This is a genomic window from Acidisoma sibiricum, assembly GCF_057837225.1.
This window is the reverse complement of sequence record NZ_CM174445.1, coordinates 1,499,822-1,518,759: the sequence shown is the minus strand read 5'-3', so window position 1 is coordinate 1,518,759 and position 18,938 is coordinate 1,499,822. Positions and strand designations below refer to the sequence as shown.

At 63.1% G+C, this 18,938-nt stretch carries 19 protein-coding genes; 12 read left to right on the top strand and 7 right to left on the bottom strand.

Features of this window, described 5'->3' with window-relative positions; genetic code table 11:
- Positions 1 to 32 precede the first annotated feature (32 nt).
- The 3 genes from gnd to AC3G7M_RS07330 are packed head-to-tail and all read left to right on the top strand — an operon-like array spanning position 33 to position 3,333.
- On the top strand, positions 33 to 1,028 hold the full coding sequence (gene gnd / locus AC3G7M_RS07340; protein WP_489215220.1) for a phosphogluconate dehydrogenase (NAD(+)-dependent, decarboxylating): 996 nt from the start codon (positions 33 to 35) through the stop codon (positions 1,026 to 1,028).
- A complete protein-coding gene (zwf, locus tag AC3G7M_RS07335; protein WP_489215218.1) occupies positions 1,025 to 2,557 on the top strand; it encodes a glucose-6-phosphate dehydrogenase in 1,533 nt (510 codons plus the stop codon). The genes gnd and zwf overlap by 4 nt, the downstream gene beginning before the upstream one ends.
- Before the next feature lie 47 nt (positions 2,558 to 2,604).
- On the top strand, positions 2,605 to 3,333 hold the full coding sequence (locus AC3G7M_RS07330) for an ROK family protein (protein WP_489215216.1): 729 nt from the start codon (positions 2,605 to 2,607) through the stop codon (positions 3,331 to 3,333).
- 57 nt (positions 3,334 to 3,390) lie between these two features.
- Here the strand turns inward: AC3G7M_RS07330 and AC3G7M_RS07325 are convergent, their stop codons facing one another.
- Positions 3,391 to 4,725, bottom strand: coding sequence for a UDP-glucose dehydrogenase family protein (locus tag AC3G7M_RS07325; RefSeq protein WP_489215214.1), 1,335 nt, complete (start codon positions 4,723 to 4,725; stop codon positions 3,391 to 3,393).
- 145 nt (positions 4,726 to 4,870) lie between these two features.
- Positions 4,871 to 6,322 (bottom strand): TSCPD domain-containing protein, encoded by a 1,452-nt coding sequence (locus tag AC3G7M_RS07320; RefSeq protein WP_489215212.1) that lies wholly within the window; start codon positions 6,320 to 6,322, stop codon positions 4,871 to 4,873.
- 267 nt (positions 6,323 to 6,589) lie between these two features.
- Here AC3G7M_RS07320 and AC3G7M_RS07315 point away from each other — a divergent pair, with 267 nt between their 5' ends.
- The 5 genes from AC3G7M_RS07315 to AC3G7M_RS07295 all read left to right on the top strand — a co-directional run bounded on the left by AC3G7M_RS07315 (position 6,590) and on the right by AC3G7M_RS07295 (position 9,690).
- The gene (locus AC3G7M_RS07315) at positions 6,590 to 6,961 is read left to right on the top strand and encodes an NADH:ubiquinone oxidoreductase subunit NDUFA12 (protein ID WP_489215210.1); all 372 of its coding nucleotides are present in this window, start codon (positions 6,590 to 6,592) and stop codon (positions 6,959 to 6,961) included.
- Positions 6,962 to 6,963: 2 nt separating this feature from the next.
- Positions 6,964 to 7,482 carry an outer membrane lipid asymmetry maintenance protein MlaD gene (mlaD, locus tag AC3G7M_RS07310; RefSeq protein ID WP_489215208.1) on the top strand — a complete coding sequence of 173 codons (519 nt, stop codon included), beginning with the start codon at positions 6,964 to 6,966 and terminating at the stop codon, positions 7,480 to 7,482.
- Positions 7,479 to 7,724, top strand: coding sequence for a hypothetical protein (locus AC3G7M_RS07305; RefSeq protein WP_489215206.1), 246 nt, complete (start codon positions 7,479 to 7,481; stop codon positions 7,722 to 7,724). Before mlaD ends, AC3G7M_RS07305 begins: the two co-directional genes overlap by 4 nt.
- Positions 7,725 to 7,732: 8 nt before the next feature.
- Positions 7,733 to 8,308 (top strand): DUF2155 domain-containing protein, encoded by a 576-nt coding sequence (locus AC3G7M_RS07300; RefSeq protein WP_489215204.1) that lies wholly within the window; start codon positions 7,733 to 7,735, stop codon positions 8,306 to 8,308.
- A gap of 296 nt (positions 8,309 to 8,604) precedes the next feature.
- Positions 8,605 to 9,690, top strand: a complete 1,086-nt coding sequence (locus AC3G7M_RS07295) for an OmpA family protein (protein ID WP_489215203.1) — start codon at positions 8,605 to 8,607, stop codon at positions 9,688 to 9,690.
- Between the two features lie 104 nt (positions 9,691 to 9,794).
- On the opposite strand, the gene AC3G7M_RS07290 is transcribed toward AC3G7M_RS07295, so the two are convergent.
- From AC3G7M_RS07290 to AC3G7M_RS07275, 4 genes are all read right to left on the bottom strand, one after another.
- Positions 9,795 to 11,171 (bottom strand): MFS transporter, encoded by a 1,377-nt coding sequence (locus AC3G7M_RS07290; protein ID WP_489215201.1) that lies wholly within the window; start codon positions 11,169 to 11,171, stop codon positions 9,795 to 9,797.
- Positions 11,172 to 11,273: 102 nt separating this feature from the next.
- A complete protein-coding gene (locus AC3G7M_RS07285; RefSeq protein WP_489215198.1) occupies positions 11,274 to 12,803 on the bottom strand; it encodes a sensor histidine kinase in 1,530 nt (509 codons plus the stop codon).
- Positions 12,804 to 12,839: 36 nt separating this feature from the next.
- Positions 12,840 to 13,526, bottom strand: a complete 687-nt coding sequence (locus tag AC3G7M_RS07280) for a response regulator transcription factor (RefSeq protein WP_489215196.1) — start codon at positions 13,524 to 13,526, stop codon at positions 12,840 to 12,842.
- Between the two features lie 80 nt (positions 13,527 to 13,606).
- On the bottom strand, positions 13,607 to 14,701 hold the full coding sequence (locus tag AC3G7M_RS07275; protein ID WP_489215194.1) for a S1C family serine protease: 1,095 nt from the start codon (positions 14,699 to 14,701) through the stop codon (positions 13,607 to 13,609).
- 171 nt (positions 14,702 to 14,872) lie between these two features.
- On the opposite strand from AC3G7M_RS07275, the gene AC3G7M_RS07270 reads away from it, so the two are divergent.
- Together AC3G7M_RS07270 and gpt are read left to right on the top strand one after the other, a co-directional pair.
- On the top strand, positions 14,873 to 15,217 hold the full coding sequence (locus tag AC3G7M_RS07270) for a tRNA-binding protein (protein ID WP_489215192.1): 345 nt from the start codon (positions 14,873 to 14,875) through the stop codon (positions 15,215 to 15,217).
- Positions 15,217 to 15,705: a xanthine phosphoribosyltransferase gene (gene gpt / locus AC3G7M_RS07265; RefSeq protein ID WP_489215191.1), complete on the top strand. Its 489-nt coding sequence runs from the start codon at positions 15,217 to 15,219 to the stop codon at positions 15,703 to 15,705. Before AC3G7M_RS07270 ends, gpt begins: the two co-directional genes overlap by 1 nt.
- Positions 15,706 to 15,712: 7 nt before the next feature.
- Here the strand turns inward: gpt and AC3G7M_RS07260 are convergent, their stop codons facing one another.
- Complete coding sequence (locus AC3G7M_RS07260; RefSeq protein WP_489215189.1) at positions 15,713 to 16,924, bottom strand: UbiH/UbiF/VisC/COQ6 family ubiquinone biosynthesis hydroxylase; 1,212 nt, start codon at positions 16,922 to 16,924, stop codon at positions 15,713 to 15,715.
- 262 nt (positions 16,925 to 17,186) lie between these two features.
- Here AC3G7M_RS07260 and AC3G7M_RS07255 point away from each other — a divergent pair, with 262 nt between their 5' ends.
- Positions 17,187 to 17,525 (top strand): P-II family nitrogen regulator, encoded by a 339-nt coding sequence (locus tag AC3G7M_RS07255; RefSeq protein ID WP_227320522.1) that lies wholly within the window; start codon positions 17,187 to 17,189, stop codon positions 17,523 to 17,525.
- 26 nt (positions 17,526 to 17,551) lie between these two features.
- Positions 17,552 to 18,874, top strand: coding sequence for an ammonium transporter (locus AC3G7M_RS07250; protein ID WP_489215985.1), 1,323 nt, complete (start codon positions 17,552 to 17,554; stop codon positions 18,872 to 18,874).
- Positions 18,875 to 18,938 lie beyond the last annotated feature (64 nt).

The following is an 18,938-nucleotide window of genomic DNA, read 5'->3' as shown; positions in this document are numbered from 1 at the left end:
GTCTCTCCCGCAAATACCATGAGGAGGCTCGGATGCAGCTTGGTGTGATCGGTTTGGGACGAATGGGCGGCAATATCGCTCGTCGGCTCATGCAGCACGGCCACGAAGTCGCGGTTTTCGACGTGAACACCGACAGTGTCGATGCCCTGGCCAAGGAAAGCGCGGTCCCCGCGCATTCGCTCCAGGAATTGGCGCAGAAACTCAGCAAGCCTCGCGCGGTCTGGGTGATGCTGCCCGCCGGCCATATCACCGAGGCAACGATCGAGACCCTGACCACCATCCTGGAGCCGGGCGACATCATCATCGACGGCGGCAATACCTTCTACAAGGATGATATCCGCCGCGGCAAAGCCCTGCTCGAAAAGGGCCTGCACTATGTTGACGTCGGCACCTCCGGCGGTATCTGGGGTGTGGAACGAGGCTACTGCATGATGATCGGCGGAGAGAAGGCGATCGTCGATCACCTCGACCCGATCTTCGCGACCCTGGCACCGGGTATCGGTGATATCGAGCGCACGCCGCATTTCAACGGCGATACCCGCGCCGAACACGGCTATATTCATGCAGGCCCTGTCGGTTCCGGCCATTTCGTAAAGATGGTCCATAACGGCATCGAATACGGTCTGATGCAGGCCTATGCCGAAGGCTTCGACATCATGCGCGGCAAGAACTCCGACAAGCTGCCAGCGGATGAACGCTACTCCCTCAATCTCGGCGATATCGCGGAAGTCTGGCGCCGCGGCAGCGTCGTCTCCTCCTGGCTGCTCGACCTCACCGCCATGTCGCTGAATGAGAGCCCGAATCTTGAGGAATTCACCGGCAAGGTCGATGACAGCGGCGAAGGCCGTTGGACCATCAATGCCGCGATCGAAGAAGCGGTCTCCGCCGAAGTTCTGACCGCCGCGCTTTTCGCGCGTTTCCGCTCCCGCATCGACAACAGCTTCGGCGAGAAGCTGCTGTCCGCCATGCGCAACAAGTTCGGTGGCCATGTTGAAGGCAAGAGCTTCACGCCGAGCGTCCAGGGATGAGCGGCGACAGCGCAAACCTCCGCACGCCGCCGGTCGCGCCGCCCTGCGCGATGGTGATTTTCGGCGCCGCGGGTGATTTGACGAAGCGCCTCGTCATGCCTGCGCTGTACAATCTTTGCTGTTCCGGCCTGCTGCCGAAAAACTTCGCCCTGGTCGGCGTCGATCTCGTGCAGCAGGATGCGGAAGCCTGGGCCAGTAATCTGCATGACTTCCTGGTGTCATCCCGGAAGAAGGGCGGCGAAGGTTCCGACGCCGATCATGCGGTCGACGAAGAGGCATGGGCGCGGCTTGCCGGGACCATGTCCTATCTCTCCGGCGATCTGTCGAGCGAGGATACCTTCGAGAACTTGAGCGATCATCTTGATAAGCTCAACGAAGAGAAGGACCTGGGCAAGAACGTTCTGTTTTACCTTGCAGTAGCGGAACGGTTCTTCGGCCCGACGGTGGAGCGCCTCGGCCGCGCTGGCCTCACGGTTCAGGAAGGCGAAAGCTGGCGGCGCGTCGTCATTGAAAAGCCCTTCGGCCACGACCTCAACTCGGCCATCGCGCTCGACAAGCAGGTTCTGTCGGTTCTCTCGGAAGATCAGGTCTATCGCATCGACCACTTCCTGGGCAAAGAGACCGTCCAGAACATCATGGCGGTGCGCTTCGCCAATGGATTGTTTGAACCGATCTGGAACCGCGACCGCATCGACCATGTGCAGATCACCGTCGCCGAGACGGTCGGCGTGGAGCTGCGCGGGTCTTTCTATGAGCATACGGGCGCGCTGCGCGACATGGTCCCCAACCATGTCTTCCAGCTTCTGGCCATGACGGCGATGGAGCCGCCTTCGGCTTTCGACGCAGAAGCGATCCGCGCGAAAAAGGCGGAAGTCTTCACCTCCATGCATGCCCTGACGCCGGACTGTGCCGTCCGTGGTCAGTATGCGGCTGGGGAAATCGGAGACCAGCCGGCCATCGCCTATCGCGATGAGCCGCATGTCTCGCCGACCAGCGTCACGGAAACCTTCGTCGCCATGCGGGTGATGATCGACAACTGGCGGTGGGCCGGCGTGCCTTTCTATCTTCGCACCGGCAAGCGCATGTCCAAGCGCAAGACGGAAATCGCGATCCGCTTCAAGCAGGCGCCTTTCGCCATGTTCCGCAACACGCGGGTGGATGCGCTGGGCGACAACTGGCTCATCATCTCCATCCAGCCCGAAGAAGGCATCAAGCTTCAGTTCAATGCCAAGAAGCCTGGGCCGATGCTGACCTTTGAACACGTCTCGATGAACTTCAATTATGATGATTGGTTCAAGCAGGCACCGGCGACAGGCTACGAGACGCTGATCTTCGACTGCTTCATCGGGGACGCGACGCTCTTCCAGCGGGCGGATCAGCTGGAAGCCGCGTGGCGTGTCGTGCAACCTGTTGTGGACAACTGGGCCGTCCACGACGCATCCTTTCCGAACTATAAGGCTGGGTCTGCCGGACCCGAAGAGGCCAACCAGCTTTTGGAAAGGGAGGGGCGATTTTGGCGGCCGATCTGACTTCTGGACAGGATGGGGCGACAGCCCCATCAGAGACTCAACAGGGTTTGAATATCCTCTCGATCGACATCGGGGGCACCGGGCTCAAGGCCTCCGTCATCGATCACACGGGGGCGATGATCGCCGACAAAGTACGCGTGGCCACCCCGCACCCCAGCCCGCCCGGCGTTCTGGTGGAGGCGATCGCCAATCTGGTGAAGCCTTTGCCGCAATTCCACCGCATCGCCATCGGCTTTCCTGGCGCCGTGCGGGCCAATGTCATCCTCACCGCGCCCCATCTGGGCGAGGATGTCTGGCATGGCGTCAATCTGGCCGCCCTCGTCTCGCATCGCTTCGGCGGTATTCCGACGAAGATCGTCAATGACGCGGAAATGCAGGGATTGGCCGTGATCACGCGGGAGGGGCTCGAGGTGATCCTGACGCTGGGCACCGGCTGCGGCACCGGCATTTTCTACGATGGCGAGCTGGCGCCGCACCTTGAATTGTCAACGCACCCGATCCACAAGAAATACACCTACGATCTCTACGTCGGGAACGCAGCTTTCGAGTCGGTCGGCAAGAAGCGGTGGAACAAGCGCGTGCAACGGGTGATCGATGTCATTCGCTCGCTGACGCATTTCGACCGCCTCTATATCGGCGGCGGCAATGCCAAGCACGTGACGCTGGATCTGCCCGCCTCCATCCGACTGGTGTCCAACGAAGCCGGCATCGACGGCGGCGCCGGTTTGTGGTCCGAAAGCAAGGGCCGCCACCCGGAATACGATATCCAGGCCTGAGTCTTCAGGCCTTATTAGCTCTGTCTGCCGGCAATGCCGGCAGACAGTCTTCTATATCTATGATGAAGTTTCAGTCCGCTCCGGCACAGCCCGGCCGATGGAACTGTAGTCGAAGCCCTCGGCCCGCATGGCAAGGGGATCGAAGATATTGCGCAGATCGACGATTACCCGCCCCTTCATCAGCGTCTTCAGCCGCGCCGGGCTAACAGCGCGAAAGACATTCCATTCGGTCAGCACGACCAGAACATCGGCGCCGGTCACGGCCGAGATGGCATCGGCTTCATAGATCACCGCAGGGGGCAGCTGCGATTTAGCCGCGTCCATCCCTTCGGGATCGAAGGCATGAATTTCGGCCCCCTCCTCCACCAGCCGGCTCACCACCGGGATGGAGGGCGCATCGCGCATGTCATCTGTCTCAGGCTTGAAGGTCAGGCCCCAGATCGCAATTTTCTTGCCCCGAACGGAACCGCCGCAGGCCGCCGTCACCCGGCGGGCCATGGTGGATTTGCGCGCGTCGTTGACCTGCACCACGGTTTCCACCAGGCGCTGTGGCGCGCCGGCATCCTGCCCGATCCGGGCCATGGCGAGCGTGTCCTTGGGAAAGCAGGAGCCCCCGAAACCCGGACCGGGATGGAGAAATTTTCGCCCGATCCGACCATCAAGGCCCATGCCGCGCGCCACATCATGCACGTCGGCGCCCACGCGCTCGCAAAGGTCAGCGACCTCATTGATGAAGGTCACCTTCATGGCCAGGAAGGAATTGGCCGCATATTTGATAAGCTCGGCGGTTTCAATCGCCGTCACCACGATCGGCGTCTCGATCAGAAACAGCGGCCGATACAGCGTGCGCAACACAGCCTCGGCGCGCTCGCTTTCAACCCCGATGACGACGCGGTCCGGCCGCATGAAGTCGCCGATGGCGCTACCCTCGCGCAAAAACTCGGGGTTGGAGGCGACATCGAACTCAAGCTCCGGCCGCGCCGCCCGCATGATCTCGGCAACTTTACGGCCGGTGCCCACGGGCACGGTCGATTTCGTCACGATCACCGCATAGCCAGGCAGTTTGCGCGCCACCTGCTCGGCTGCCTGATAGACATAGGTCAGATCGGCATGGCCGTCACCGCGGCGCGTCGGCGTGCCGACGGCGATGAAGACGACTTCGGCGCCGACCAGAGCCTCCTCCATCGACCCGGTGAAGGATAGCCGTCCGGCCGCCACATTCTCGGCGACCAGAGCGTCAAGCCCAGGCTCGAAGATCGGAATCTGGCCGTTCTGAAGCGCCGCAAGCTTGCGCTCGTCCACTTCGACGACCACCACTTCCATGCCGAATTGTGCAAAGCAGGCACCGGAGACCAGCCCCACATAGCCGCCGCCGATCATTGTCACGCGCATCTGAGTTCCTTCGCACTCGGAGCCATCTCAAAACCTGCGGCGCACGGGACAAGGCGAGAGCGTTTCACCCGCCCGTCTATCGCTGCAGCTTCTGTATGATCCTGCTTTGTGACCGATCTATGGGCCGATCGTAGCGATTGCAGGGCTAGGAAACGAGCCTCAGGCGCCGGCGGCGCGTCTCGGGCGTCTCCTGCGGCCATTCGAGCGGAAGGGTCGGCTCGAAATCAACGACTGAAGCGGCCTGCACAAGGTCACTTGCCTCCGGTTCCGGCAGGCGGCGGCCGAGATGGGCCATCGCCAGATGGCGGAAGACATAATCAAGGATGGAGGTTGCGGCGCCTACGGAGGAATCCCCCTCCACAACGCCGGCGGCGCCGAAGCGGGTGCCCACGAAGGCCTCGACAAACTGTTCCAGTGGCACGCCATGCTGCAGCCCAAGGCTCACCGAGGTTGCGAAAGCATCCATCAGCGCGCGGAACGCCGGCGTTTCCTTTTGCAGGGAGATGCCGACCTCTCCCAATTTGCCATCCTCATATTCGGCCGTGCGCAAATAGACGCGATGGCCGCCGACGGCGGCTTTCTGCATCGTGCCGCTGCGGCGCATCGGCAGGTCGACCGCTTGCGCAGGCCGCGGCGACACCGGCGCACCCTGCTGCACCATTCCACGACGGCCGCGGCCTGGCTGGACCAGCGGCAGCAGAGGCAGAATAGGCGCCAGCGCCGCATGCATCGCGGCATGGGCCTCGGCAGTCGGCACGGGCAGCGGCTGCTCCCCGCGCAGCATGGCGGCCAAGGCAAGATCCGGTGATAGATTTTTCGCCGCCAGCGATTGCCGGCTGGCCCGGGTCAGACCGCCATCGGCGGATACACGGGCAAAAGCGGGCGCAAGGCCGGTCGTCTCGACACCCAACAGTGCTTCCGCAGCATCGGCCGGGGTCTGCGCGGCCACAGCCGCATGACCGCAGCTATGAAGCGCCGCCGCCGCATGAAAGGCGTCCGCCGCGGCTTCTGCCAGCCCTGGGATCGCGCAGTGCAACGGCGGGGTTGACCAGATATCGGGCAGGGCATCTTCGCCCGTCAGACCGGACAGCCTGGCTGAGGCACATTCGGCATGCCCGCGCAGCACAGCTGCCAAACAAGCCGCGATATCGCGCCCGACGACGCTGTCATAGTCATGGCCAAGGCCTGCCAGCAGCCCGTCCAGATCGGCGAAGCCGATCGCGATGCGCTTGGCCTTCGGGCGCAGAAGCGTCAGTGCAATGGTGGCGACCTCCGCCGCTTCCTGAAAACCAGTCAGGTCGAAGCCCAGCCCAGGCTCGAGGAAGGCCGGCAGGTTGAGGACGAAACGGGGCAGCGGTTCGGCCCCGCTCTCGGGGTCAGTCCAGATCGCGGCCCCTGGGGCCCCACGCCGCCGCAATAGAAGATCGTGCAGTTTGTCCGCCAGAGCACCGGCCGCAAACAGGCCTGCAGTGCCCGCACGGGCGGAAGCCAGGCCGATCCAGCGATCGGCGACCGCAGGCAGACTGATGCGCCGTGTGGCCGGCATCATGGCCGCAAGGGCCCCGGCGGAGCCATCATCCCACGATGTTGGCAGCATGACCGGAATCGGCGCCGAATCAGGGTCGGCCTCAGCATCCACCCATCGTAAGCGAACGCCGTGCCACGCTTTGCTTGCTCTCATGCTGCTCAGATTACTCGATCGGGTCGCGAAGCGGAAGAACATCTAGGGTGTCGAATCGCGGTTACCCACAACTTCTAGCGCGTCATCCCATCCGCCCCGGACACAGCGCCTATGCCGAACACGATGCGACAGGCCCGTGGCTGACCGATGGACCAGCGCCCGCCCATCGCTTATAGAAGCAGCATGAACCTCGCGAAAATTGGTTATATCGGTACGTCCCTGTTCACGCGCTTTCGCGGCCGTGGTGTGGGGACTGATGTGTTCGGCAACCGCTACTTCGAGGAGAAGTCGGCGGTGCCCGGTCGCCGTGTGCGCCGCTGGGTGATCTATGCCGGCCCCATCGAAGCCTCCACCGTGCCGCCGGAATGGCATGCCTGGCTGCATTACACCGTCGATGCGCCGATCGCGGACACGAACCGCCGCAGTTGGATGAAACCGCATCTCCCCAATCGCACGGGCACGCCTTACAGTTACCGTCCGCCAGGACATGACTATCGCGGCGGGCGGCGCCACCGGGCAACCGGCGACTACGATGCTTGGACACCGGGAGAATAGACGTGGCGCGGCGTAACGCCGCCGAGATTCTGGCCGGTCTTGCCGTTATCGTTGTCGCTGCAGGCTTTCTTGCCTACGCGCTTGCGACGTCAGGCTCCGCCAGTGTTCCCGGCTATACCCTCTCGGCCGAATTCGACCGTATCGACGGACTCAATGTCGGCTCCGACGTGCGCATGGCGGGCGTCAAGGTCGGCTCAGTCACCGAAACGACCATCGACCCGAAGACCTATCTCGCGGTTGTCGACTTCACGGTCCGCAAAGATATCCAGCTGCCCTCTGATAGCAGTGCGTCCATCGCAAGCCAGAGCCTGCTTGGCGGCAATTATCTGGCCCTGGTGCCGGGAGGCTCGGAAACGATGCTGAAGCCTGATGCCCGCGTGACGATCACACAAGGCTCCGTCAGTCTTGAGGATCTGCTCGGCAAATTCATTTTCAGTGTCACCGACCTTGTCTCCGGCCTGAAAAAGAATGCGCCGCAGTCCGGCTCGACCTCCAGCTCCGGCTCGGGTGGCTCGCCGTGAGCCTGGCCGTTGAGCCGGGCACCATCGATCCCGACGGCGGTCGTTGGCCGCGGGCGGATGGCAGCCTCGTCGATTGCCGTGAAAAGCTCCGCCAGCTGCAGGATAACCATGCCGAGCTGGCGCAATGCCTGCAGGATTGCTTTGACGATGCCGTCCTCATGGAAGTGGACGCTGGCGCCATGCGCGAACTGCTGCACCGCATGGTCGATCGCTTGCGCGATCCGCGCCCAGCCCGCTCGTGATCCCCGCCGTGAGACGCAGCCTGCTGGGCGTGTGGCCCATCGTCGCATTGACGACGATGCTGGCTCCAGCGGTCGCGCTGGCGCAGTCGCAAGATCCTGCGGCCAGTTCCATCCAGGGGCAGCCGCTTACCGCACCGCCCAATACGGATGAAAGCAAGGTGCTCGGCATTGGTGCCGGGAATTCCGGCTCCGCCACAGGCACTGGGGAAATTGCCCCACCCGCAACCCCACCCGCGCCGGAGCCAGCGCCGCCGGCCACAGCGACCATCCCTGCTTCAACCGCATGGGTCGCGAAGTCCCAGGCGGATCTCATCGTGCTCGATAAGATTTACGGCAGTTCAAGAGAGGTCACGGCCGCTGTCGGGACACCGTTCAGCGAACGTTTTCTGACGATCACGGTGCTTGCCTGTTTTGTACGGCCGCCCACCCTGCCGCCGGATGCCGCTGTTTTCTTGCAAGTCACAGATACCAAGGCGCCGGCCGGAACCCCGCCGAAATTTCGCGGATGGGTTTTTCAGGCCGAACCCGCGCTCTCAGGCATGGCCGATCCGGCGACGGATGTTTCCGTCAGAGGATGCCGTTAAAGAGGTATATCACGATCTTCACGCGTTAGTGTTTTCGCGGTAACGGTTGGTGATATTTCCGTAGCTTCCGCCGCACCTGAATGAGTGCTTAAAGAGCCTGGAATTCCTTTGGATTCACCGAGTTGGACCGACCGTCCTGGCTTCTGTGTTATTTTTATCACGGTGTGTCAGAAACGCAGCGGAAAGACTGGGAAAGCCTGAAGAAGATGATAGATTTAGCAGACCGAACAGCAGGCACCGCCTCCGCGCGACCGCCCGGGCTGAATGGTATGCGTCGGTCAAAGAGGAGAATTAGAATGAAGCTCCGCAGCGCGCTTTTGGCGGCGACTGTGTTGGCGGTTCCGGCTATCGCCCTTCCCACTCTGGCGAAGGCCCAGCCGGTTACCGGTCTCTATGTCGGCGCTGGCGCCGGCTATGACTACCAGAGCAACCAGAAGGTTACTGGTGGTCCGGGCGGTCTCGCTGGTGGGCGCGCCTTCTACAAGGGCAGCGTATCCGGTAGCGGCAGCATCGGTTACGGCCTCGGCAACGGTCTGCGTTTTGAACTCGAAGGTATTTACCTCCGCGCTCAGGCGAAGAACATCAAGCCGGGCGCTCTTGGCCCGAACAACGCGTTCCACGGCTACACGCAGAAATACGGCGCGTTCGTGAACGCCCTGTATGACATCGATGTGGGTTCGCCTTACTTCTACCCCTACGTCGGTGCAGGCGCCGGCTATCTGTGGGAAGGCATCCCGAGCGGCGCTGTGAACTCCGCGGGCGTTACCAGCCTCGGTGGCAGCACCACGGGCAGCTTCGCCTATCAGGGCATCGCTGGTTTCTCGGTTCCCGTCCCCCCGGTGCCCGGCCTGTCGATCACGGCCGAATACCACTACATCGGCGAGACGCATAAGCAGAAGTTCGACGCGACCTACCTTGGCACGTCCTCTTCTGTGACCTTCGGCCCGGCTGTGAACCAGACCGTGCTCGTTGGCCTGCGTTATGCCTTCAACACGCCGTCGGCCCCGCCGCCGCCGCCGCCCGCTCCGGTGGTTGCTCCGGTTGCCGCCCCGGCTCGTACCTACCTCGTCTTCTTCGACTGGGATAAGTACAACCTGACGCCGCGCGCCAAGGAAATCATCGCCGAGGCCGCGTCCAACTCGACCCACGTGCAGTACACGCAGATCGCTGTGAACGGCTACACGGATACCTCGGGCACGGCCTCCTACAACATGGGCCTGTCCATCCGTCGCGCCAAAAGCGTTCAGGCGCAGCTGATCGCCGACGGCGTGCCGGCTTCCGCGATCTCCATCGCGGGCTATGGCGACACCCACCTGCTGGTTCCGACCGGCCCGGGCGTTCGCGAGCCGCAGAACCGCCGCGTCGAAATCATCATCAAGTAATTTTCCCCAAAGGGAATTACGGCGTGATGAGGGGCGCTCCGCAAGGAGCGCCCCTTTCGTTTGTGCAGTGCCCTGTGCCCGCAGAGACCGACCGGCCCCCGGCCTCAGCCGGCAATATCTTCCAGGGAACGGTTGCGCGTCAGCGGTCCCAGCAGCGCCGTCGCGGCGATCACCACGACCATGCTGCCGGCGATCAGCATGAACACGCCTGAGACGCCGAACTTGCGCAGCGTGAAGGCGATCACGAAAGCCATGAAAATGACCGAGAGGCGGCTCCAGGAATAGACGAAGCCGATTGCCACGGCCCGGATGCGCGTCGGGTACAGCTCGGCTTGATAGCTATGGAAGGCGAAGGACAGAATATTGTTCGCCACCGTCACCAGCACGCCGAAACCCACGACCGCTGCCGGACTGCGCGCTTCTCCAAAACACAGGCCGAAGATGGCGACCGCCGTTGCGCTGATGATCACCAGCACCTTGCGCTCGACCTTGTCGGCCAAGCCGAAGAACAGCAGCGGCGCGAAGGGCGCAGCGATTGCAATCAGGAAGGTATATTCCAGACTATGGGTGATGGTGATGCCGTGCTGGATCAGAAATGTCGGCACCCAATTGGCGAAGCCGTAATAGCCCACCGCCTGAAAGACGTTGAACAGGATCAGCATGATGGTCCGCGACCGATAGCGGCGCTGCCAGATTTCCCGCAGGCGGCCCCGGGCGACGGCGATCTCCGCCGCGGGCAGCTCGGCGGCCGCCGGCCTTAGGAGAGAGGGTGGCACCTCCGCCTCCAGCTGCACAAGGATACGATCTGCTTCTGCCAGACGCCCGCGACCGGCCAGCCAGCGCGGCGATTCGGGAAGCGGACGGCGAATGAACCAGACCACTATGGCACCCGCCGCGCCAATCACCACCAGCCAGCGCCAGCCGTCGAACCCAAGCGGTGCGATCGGCACCAGCCACCAGGCGAGCGCCGCCGCGATCGGCAGGATGCTGAACTGGATGGCGGCATTGATGACGAAGGCCCGGCCGCGCAGAGCTTTCGGCATCAGCTCGGAGATATAGGTATCGATCGTCACCAGCTCGACGCCAATGCCGATACCCGCCAACAGGCGCCATAGATTGATGCCCTCGGCATCCGTCTGGAAGGCCATGACAAGCGTGCAGAGGCTGTACCAAATCAGCGAAGCCGTGAAAATCACGCGCCGGCCGAAACGGTCGGCCACGAAGCCGAAGGCCAGTGTCCCGATGAAAAGACCGAGGAAGAAGGCTGCGACAAAGCTCGCGATGCCGTTATTGCCAAAGAAACCGGCCGTGGTCGCGGCGAAAATATGCGCATGAACCAGTCCAGGGGCGATATAGCCCGTCAGAAACAGGTCGAAATATTCAAAACAACCGCCCAGCGACAGCAGGATGACCATGGTCCAAAGACGGCGGGTGCCGGGCAGCTGATCGAGCCGAGCGGCGATAGTGGCGGCAGAATTCATGGATATTTGCTCCCGACAGCCCGTCCGTTGCGGGCAGGCGGGATGTGACATGGCCTGCGCTCTGGCGCCAGAGCACGCGCCAGTCCAGCGCTTTGCGGCCTGTCAGCGAGCGGGGTCGCCCGGCACCGGCCGGGGCGGCGGGGGTGCGCTGCGTTCGGTCTTCACCAGGCGGCGGCTGACGCTGAATTCGGCTGGCAGAGACAGCACCGCACGCACGCCCGGATGATTGTCCTCCAGCCGCAGAGAGCCGCTATGCAATTGCACGACCGCCTGCACCAGAGACAGTCCAAGTCCCGATCCTGGCGTGCTGCGCGCCGATTCACCTCGATAGAAGCGCTCTGTCACCCTTGCCCGATCTTCGGGCGGAATGCCCGGACCGGAATCGGCCACGACGATTTCGATCCGATCGCCAAGCCTGCCGGCGCCGAGCAGGATCGGCCGGCCGGGCGGCGAGAATTTGAGCGCGTTTTCCAGAAGATTCGCGACCGCCTGCTGCAGCAGGTCACGGTCTCCGAACATCAGCAGCGGGGGACGTGCCAAAAGGTCGATCTGCTGCCCCTGCTCCTCCGCCGCAGCCCCGTACAGCTCGTGCATATCGGCGAGCAGCGCATAGAGATCGAGAGAGGCGAAAGCCGATCGCCGGGCGCCGGCCTCGATTTCGGCAATGCGCAGCAGTCCCTGAAAGACGGAGACGATACCGTCCAGATCCGAGGTTGCCCGTTCCACCGCCGCATGCAGGTCGCTGGCATCACGGGCATGCAGCGCCGCATCTTCCAGACGCGCCCGGGCGCGGGTGATGGGCGTGCGCAGATCATGGGCAATCGCGTTGGAGACCTGGCGCACGCCATCCATCAGGCGCGCGATACGGTCCAGCATGTCGTTGATGGTTTCGGCGAGCCGGTCGAACTCATCCCCGCGGCCGGAGATGCGCACACGGTTGGAAAGGTCGCCGCGGGAAATGGCGTTCGCCGTCGCCGACACATCGGCCAGGCTGCGGCGAAACAGGCTTTGGATGGCAATCGCGCCAGCGGAGCCGAGCACGACCATGACAAGCACGGCCCACAGCAGCCCCGCCGTCAGCAAGGATCGCAGTTTGGCGCGTGATCCGACGTCCCGGCCGATCAGCAGATGAAACCCACCCGGCAGATCGTAGCGGCGCAGACGGGCGAGCGCCTGCCGGTCGCCCCGCTGCACCGTCAGCTCAAACCAGGAATCGGCGCCCGAGACTTCCTTCGGCCAGCTCGCCAGATTGCCGGCGATCGGGTGAAGATCGCTATCGGCCAGAAGGTAGATCGCATTTTCATCGACATTCTGGGACAGGCGATCCTGAATCGTCAGGATCAGCGCTGGCACGCCACCTTCCTGATAACGCTCGCCCAGCCCTTGCGCATCGGCATTGATGGCCGCTTCGACCTGACGGTTGAGCAGGCCAGCCGTCGCCCACCACAGGAAAATCGCCAGCGCGACAGCGCTCAGTCCGAAGATGATGGCATAGAGCGCGGCGAAGCGCAGCCCCGCCGATCGCAGCAAGGGGGAACTGCGCAGCCGCACGAACAATTCCCGTCGCCGTGCCCCCGGCTCCCGGAACAGGACGGCCGTGCCAGGCTTGCGGCGGAAGCTTGGGAAGCGCAACGCCTTCAGCCTGGCTGCCAGAAACAGCAGAAGAGCTTAGGCTTCACTGTCAGCGCGCATGATGTAGCCGGCATTGCGCACGGTATGGAGCAGCGGTTTCGGGAAAGGCTTGTCGACCTTCTGCCGCAGCCGCGAGACGTGGACGTCAATGACATTGGTCTGCGGGTCGAAATGGTAGTCCCAGACGCCCTCAAGCAGCATGGTGCGGGTGACGACCTGACCGGCATGGCGCATCAGATATTCCAGCAGCCGGTATTCCCGCGGCTGCAGATCGATCTTCTGGCCAGCGCGCTTCACGCTGCGGGACAGCAGGTCCATCTCCAGATCCCCCACGGCAAGCCGCGTGATGGGCGAATCGGATTTGCCGCGCCGGGTCAGCGCCTCCACACGCGCCAGCAACTCGGCGAAGGCAAACGGCTTCGTGAGGTAGTCATCACCGCCGGCCTTGAGGCCTTTGACCCGGTCATCCACTTGGCCCAGCGCCGACAGGAACAGCACCGGCACCGTATTTTCCTGGGCGCGGAGCGTCTCCAGCAGGCGCAGACCGTCCACACCGCCGGGCAGCATGCGATCGAGAATGATCGCGTCGAACTGCTCGCTCGCCGCCATAAAGAGCCCGTCCCGGCCATTGGCGGCGTGCTCGACCACATGATTGGCCTCACGCAGCCCCTTGACCACAAAGCCAGCGACGTCTCGGTCATCCTCGACCAGAAGAATGCGCATCTCAGACCCCTCTTAACTCACCAGGCCGATTGCTCGGCCGGACAGACCACTCGCTTCACCGCTATGGCCGCAGTCCATTCTCATTGCGTCTGCGTTTGGGGACGCAGCCCCACCGTCACATTGGCGGACACAACATGTCCGTGACGGAGGACGGATAGATGTGTGCGCAGCCCGGGATGGATTTCGGCCACCGCACGGATCAGCCCCAAAGCCGTCGTCACCTTCTTTGCATCGACAGATAAAATGCGGTCCCCACTCCGCAGACCGGCATGGCCGGCCGGGCCGCCCGGTTCTACCGCGGTCACCCGCACGCCGTCGCCACTGTCGTCATCGGCCACGCCGACGCCAAGCCAGCCGCGATCCAGATGACCATGCTGCTCCAGCTCTGCCACCACCGTCTGGGCAATTTCGCTCGGAATGGCGAAGCCGATGCCGACCGAACCGCCGGTGGGGGAGATGATCGCTGTATCCACCCCGATCACGCCGCCGCTCATATCGAAAGCTGGCCCCCCAGAATTCCCGGGATTGATCGGCGCATCCAGCTGCAGGAAATCGTCGAAGGGTCCGCTCATGATGTCCCGGCCACGGGCGGAGATGATGCCCGCCGTCACCGTATTGCCCAGCCCGAAGGGATTGCCGGCCACCATAATCCAATCGCCGACCTCAACCTGCCTAGAATCGCCCCAGCTGACAAAGGGCAGCGGCTTGTCGGCGATGACCTTGATAACGGCGATATCGGTCAACTGGTCGACCCCCAGGATCTTGGCGGGAAGTTCGGTTCCATCCGCCAGTGCGACGGTGATCTTTGTCGCGCCGCCAACGACGTGATCATTGGTCACGATGATGCCGGATGGGTCGATGATAAAGCCAGAGCCGGCACCAAACACCTTCTGGTGTCCGCCATTTGCCTGGGGCGGATTGCCTGGATCGGTGCCCTCATTGGCCGCCGCCGCGGCCGCGCTCTCCGTCACAGAGATGCTCACGACCGCAGGCACCACCTTCTTCACCAGGTTGCGGAAGCTTGGAAAACCTTGCTGCGCCCGTGCCGGCAAAGCCCCTAGTCCCAGCGTAATCACTACCGCGAGACCCGCGCCAAGACGCGCACAGCCGCCGGGACCAGGCAGGCTGAGCTTAAGCGAAGAGAGCGCGATCGGTTTCATAGTGCTACTTGTCACGAAAATCCCTCCCTCGCCCAGAGGGCGGCAAGGAAACCCATTGCGATTTCTGAGCTTTAACCTTTCGTCATGGCGTGCTTCATCTGGCGCAGGCGGATAATCCGTCCCGCCCGGTCGGAAAACGCTCAGTGACCCACGTCAGCCGCCGAAACGCCACAAAGGATGCCCGTCGTGACGACCGAACCTGTGACCATCGACGATTTCGAGCGAATCGATATTCGTGTCGGCACTGTCACCGATGCGCGGACCTTTCCCGAAGCCCACAAGCCGGCCATCAAACTTTGGATCGACTTCGGTGCCGAAATCGGGGTGAAACAGTCGTCCGCCCAGATCACCTTGCATTACCAGCCGGAAACCCTGATCGGGCGGCAGGTCTGCGCTGTCGTCAATTTCCCACCCCGGCGCATCGGGCCATTCCTCAGCGAGGTCTTGACCTTGGGCCTGCCAGACCCGCAAGGCGGTGTCGTTTTGGTGCGGCCTGACTTCAAGGTGCCCGATGGAGGAAAGCTTTTCTAATGGCGCAACAATATTACACCGTCACCTGGGACCAATTGCACCGCGACGCCCGGGCGCTGGCTTGGCGGCTGGTCGATGTCGGCCCCTGGAAGGGAATCGTGGCCGTCACACGCGGCGGACTTATCCCGGCGGCGATCATTGCTCGTGAACTGGAATGCCGCCTCATCGAAAGCGTTTCCATCGAAACCTATCAGGAGGAGCAGCTCGGCCAGCCGGTCGTCACCAAACCGCCGACCGCGGCAGGCGACGGCGAGGGATTTCTGATCGTCGATGACCTCGTCGATACCGGCACTACCGCCCGCGTGGTGCGCAGCCTTTTGCCGAAAGCGCATTTCGCGACCGTATATGCCAAGCCGGCCGGCAAGGACGTCGTCGATACCTTCGTCACCGAAGTCAGCCAGAATACCTGGATTCTCTTTCCCTGGGATACGGACGCCGCGCCGCAATTCGTCGCACCCATCGCGCGAACCCCGGGTCGGGGCGCCTAAACCGCGGTCAGCTGATGCCCATGGCCCGGCGCATGAAAAAGCGCTTGACCGGGGGCAGCCTATGGACCGCGGCAATGCCAAGGTCACGGGCCAGGCGAATGGCCGGATTGTCGTTGCTGAACAGCCGGTCAAGCGCATCGGTCGCCGCCAGCATGGCGAGGTTATCCGGCCGGCGCTGACGCTGGTACTGCGTGAGCAGGTCTGGCGCGCCGGGGTCCTCCCCGCGCTCCAAAGCCGTCAGAATCAGCTCGGACAGCACCGCGGCATCGCGCAGGCCGAGATTGAACCCCTGACCGGCAATGGGATGGATGCCGTGCGCCGCATCTCCCACCAAAGCCAAGCGCTGGTCGACATAGCGGACGGCCAGAAGCGCCGACAACGGGTAGTTCCAGCGCCGACCCAGGAGCCGGATGCCGCCCAAATGGTCGCCCAGACGCCGGGCCACTTCGCGCGTGAAAGCCTCCGGCTCCAGCCGCGTGAGCGCGGCGGCAATCGCCGTCTTTTCGGTGAAAACGATGGCAGAGACATGCGGCGCACCCGGCGCTGGTCCCAGAGGCAGCTGGGCGAAGGGGCCGCCGGGCAGGAAATGCTCCAGCGCCGTGTTCTCATGCGGATAGTCGTGCGCAATGGCACAAACGACACCGCTTTGCCGGTAGGGATAGCGGATGACCGGTATATTGGCGGCCCGGCGCTGCGCGCTCTGCCGTCCCTCGGCCGCGATCACCAGACGCGCGGTCAGGCGCTCACCGGTGGACAACGTGATGGTGGCGCCGTCCGGCTGGCGGTCGACCTTGGCCTCGCAGGGCGCAGCGAGGGTAATGCCCTGGCCCGCATTCAGGCGGCGGTTCAGGGCAATGCGCAGCCCCCTTGCCTCTACCATCCAGCCGAAAGGCCCAGCGCTCTCCCCCAGTTCGCGGCGATCGAAATGCAGGAACAGGGACGAGGCGGGGCGGCCCGGCTTCCCGTCTGAGACATGGATCTGTTCGATCGGGCAAGGCTGGAAGGGAAGCGCCTGCCATAGCGCTGCATCCGCGAGCAAAGGCTGCGTACCAGCCGCGATAGCATAGGCACGGCCGTCGAATTCAGGATGTTCCATCGGCGGCAGGGCGGCACGGTCCACGATCAGAACACGTGCCCCGCCTTCAGCCAGGCGGCAGGCCAGGGACCCGCCGACAGGCCCGGCACCCAGGATACAGACGTCAAATTCCGTATTGCTCATCGCCGCTCATCTCTCTTCCCTGATTATAGGCCTCAAGCCTCTGACCGGGAAAGAGCACGCGTTGCCTCGGCCGCAGGCGCGGAACCTTGTTTCGACTGCTCAAAAATGAGGCAGTGAGGCCAGCACATGAAGAATGAATAAGGAAAATTGTTTTTTGCGCTACAATCACGTTCTTGGCATGGCTCTTGAATAAGCTCTTTGCGATTGAGAGCCCTCGCCGCTGGGGCGGGCCACGACGATGCCACGAACGGAGGACGCCGACATGAAGTTGGTCATGGCCATTATCAAACCATTCAAGCTCGACGACGTTCGCGAAGCGCTAACTCCGCTGGGCGTGCAGGGACTGACCGTCTCTGAGGTCAAAGGATTTGGCCGCCAGAAAGGACAGACGGAAATCTACCGCGGGGCGGAATACCACGTGAACTTTCTCCCCAAGGTAAAGATCGAAGTGGCGGTGCCCTCCGATCTGGCTGAGCAGGTTGTCGAGGCGATCATGAAGGCCGCTCATACCGGCAAGATCGGTGACGGCAAGATCTTCATCATGGACGTCGAGCGTGTCGTGCGTATCCGCACGGGCGAACTCGACTCAGAAGCTCTTTGAAGGAAACCCGGATGACTGGACCATCCATGCAGCGCTTTAAAAGTACCCGGAGTCTTGTCCGGGCCCTTCCCCTCGCCCTGCCGATGCTGGGCTTGGCCGCTCCGGCCTTTGCTGCCGATGCGCCTAAGATTGACACCGGCAACACCGCCTGGATGCTGGCATCCACCGCGCTCGTGTTGATGATGACCATCCCGGGTCTGGCGCTTTTCTATGCCGGCATGGTGCGCAAGAAGAACGTGCTTGCGACCATGATGCAGTCCTTTGCGATCTGCTGCCTTGTCACCCTCGTCTGGTGCGTCGTCGGCTACAGCCTCGCCTTCACCACCGGCAATGCCTATGTCGGCGATCTGTCCCAGTTCATGCTGAAGGGCTTCGCCAAAACCTGGAACAATGACTTCCTCCTCGGTGGCACCGTCGACCAGACGATCCCTGAGAGCGTCTACATGATGTTCCAGATGACCTTCGCCATTATTACTCCGGCGCTCATCTGCGGCGCCTTCGCAGACCGCATGAAGTTCAGCGCCATGTGCATCTTCATGGTGATCTGGTCGATCGTGGTCTACAGCCCCATCGCGCATTGGGTCTGGTCGACAACCGGCTGGGCCGGCGCCCTCGGCGTGCTCGACTTCGCGGGTGGCACCGTCGTTCACATCAACGCGGGCGTTGCCGGCCTGATGTGCGCCATCGTCCTCGGCAAGCGCGTCGGCTACGGCCACGACAATATGCACCCCTATAATGTCGGCTACGCCATGATCGGCGCCAGCCTTCTGTGGGTGGGTTGGTTCGGCTTCAACGCGGGTTCCGCGGTCGCCGCCAATGGCCGTGCGGGCATGGCCATGGCCGCAACCCAGATCGCGACCGCGGCAGCCGCGCTCGCCTGGATGTTCGCTGAATGGCTGACCAAGGGTAAGCCGAGCCTGCTCGGCATCGTGTCCGGCGCCGTTGCCGGTCTCGTCGCCATCACCCCGGCTTCCGGCTTCGTTCTCCCGGGCGCTTCCATCATCATCGGCGTCGCCGCCGGCGTGGTCTGCTACTTCTTCTCCACAACGGTGAAGAACTTCTTCGGCTATGACGACAGCCTCGACTGCTGGGGCGTGCATGGCATCGGCGGTATCGTCGGCGCTCTGCTCACCGGCGTCTTCGCCTTCGGCCCGCTCTATGGCGGTTCCGGCGGCAGCGCGCACCAGCTGCTTATCCAGTGCGCCGGCGTCGGCGCGACCTTGGTCTGGTCGGGCGGCATCTCCTTCGTACTGCTCAAGATCATCGACCTGACGGTCGGTCTCCGCATCACGCGGGACGAGGAAGTCGAAGGCATGGACATCACCCTGCATGGCGAACAGATCGTCTGATCTGCCCCGCAGCAGGATTTGCCTCGGAAACCCCCGCATCATGCGGGGGTTTTTGTTTGCGTGG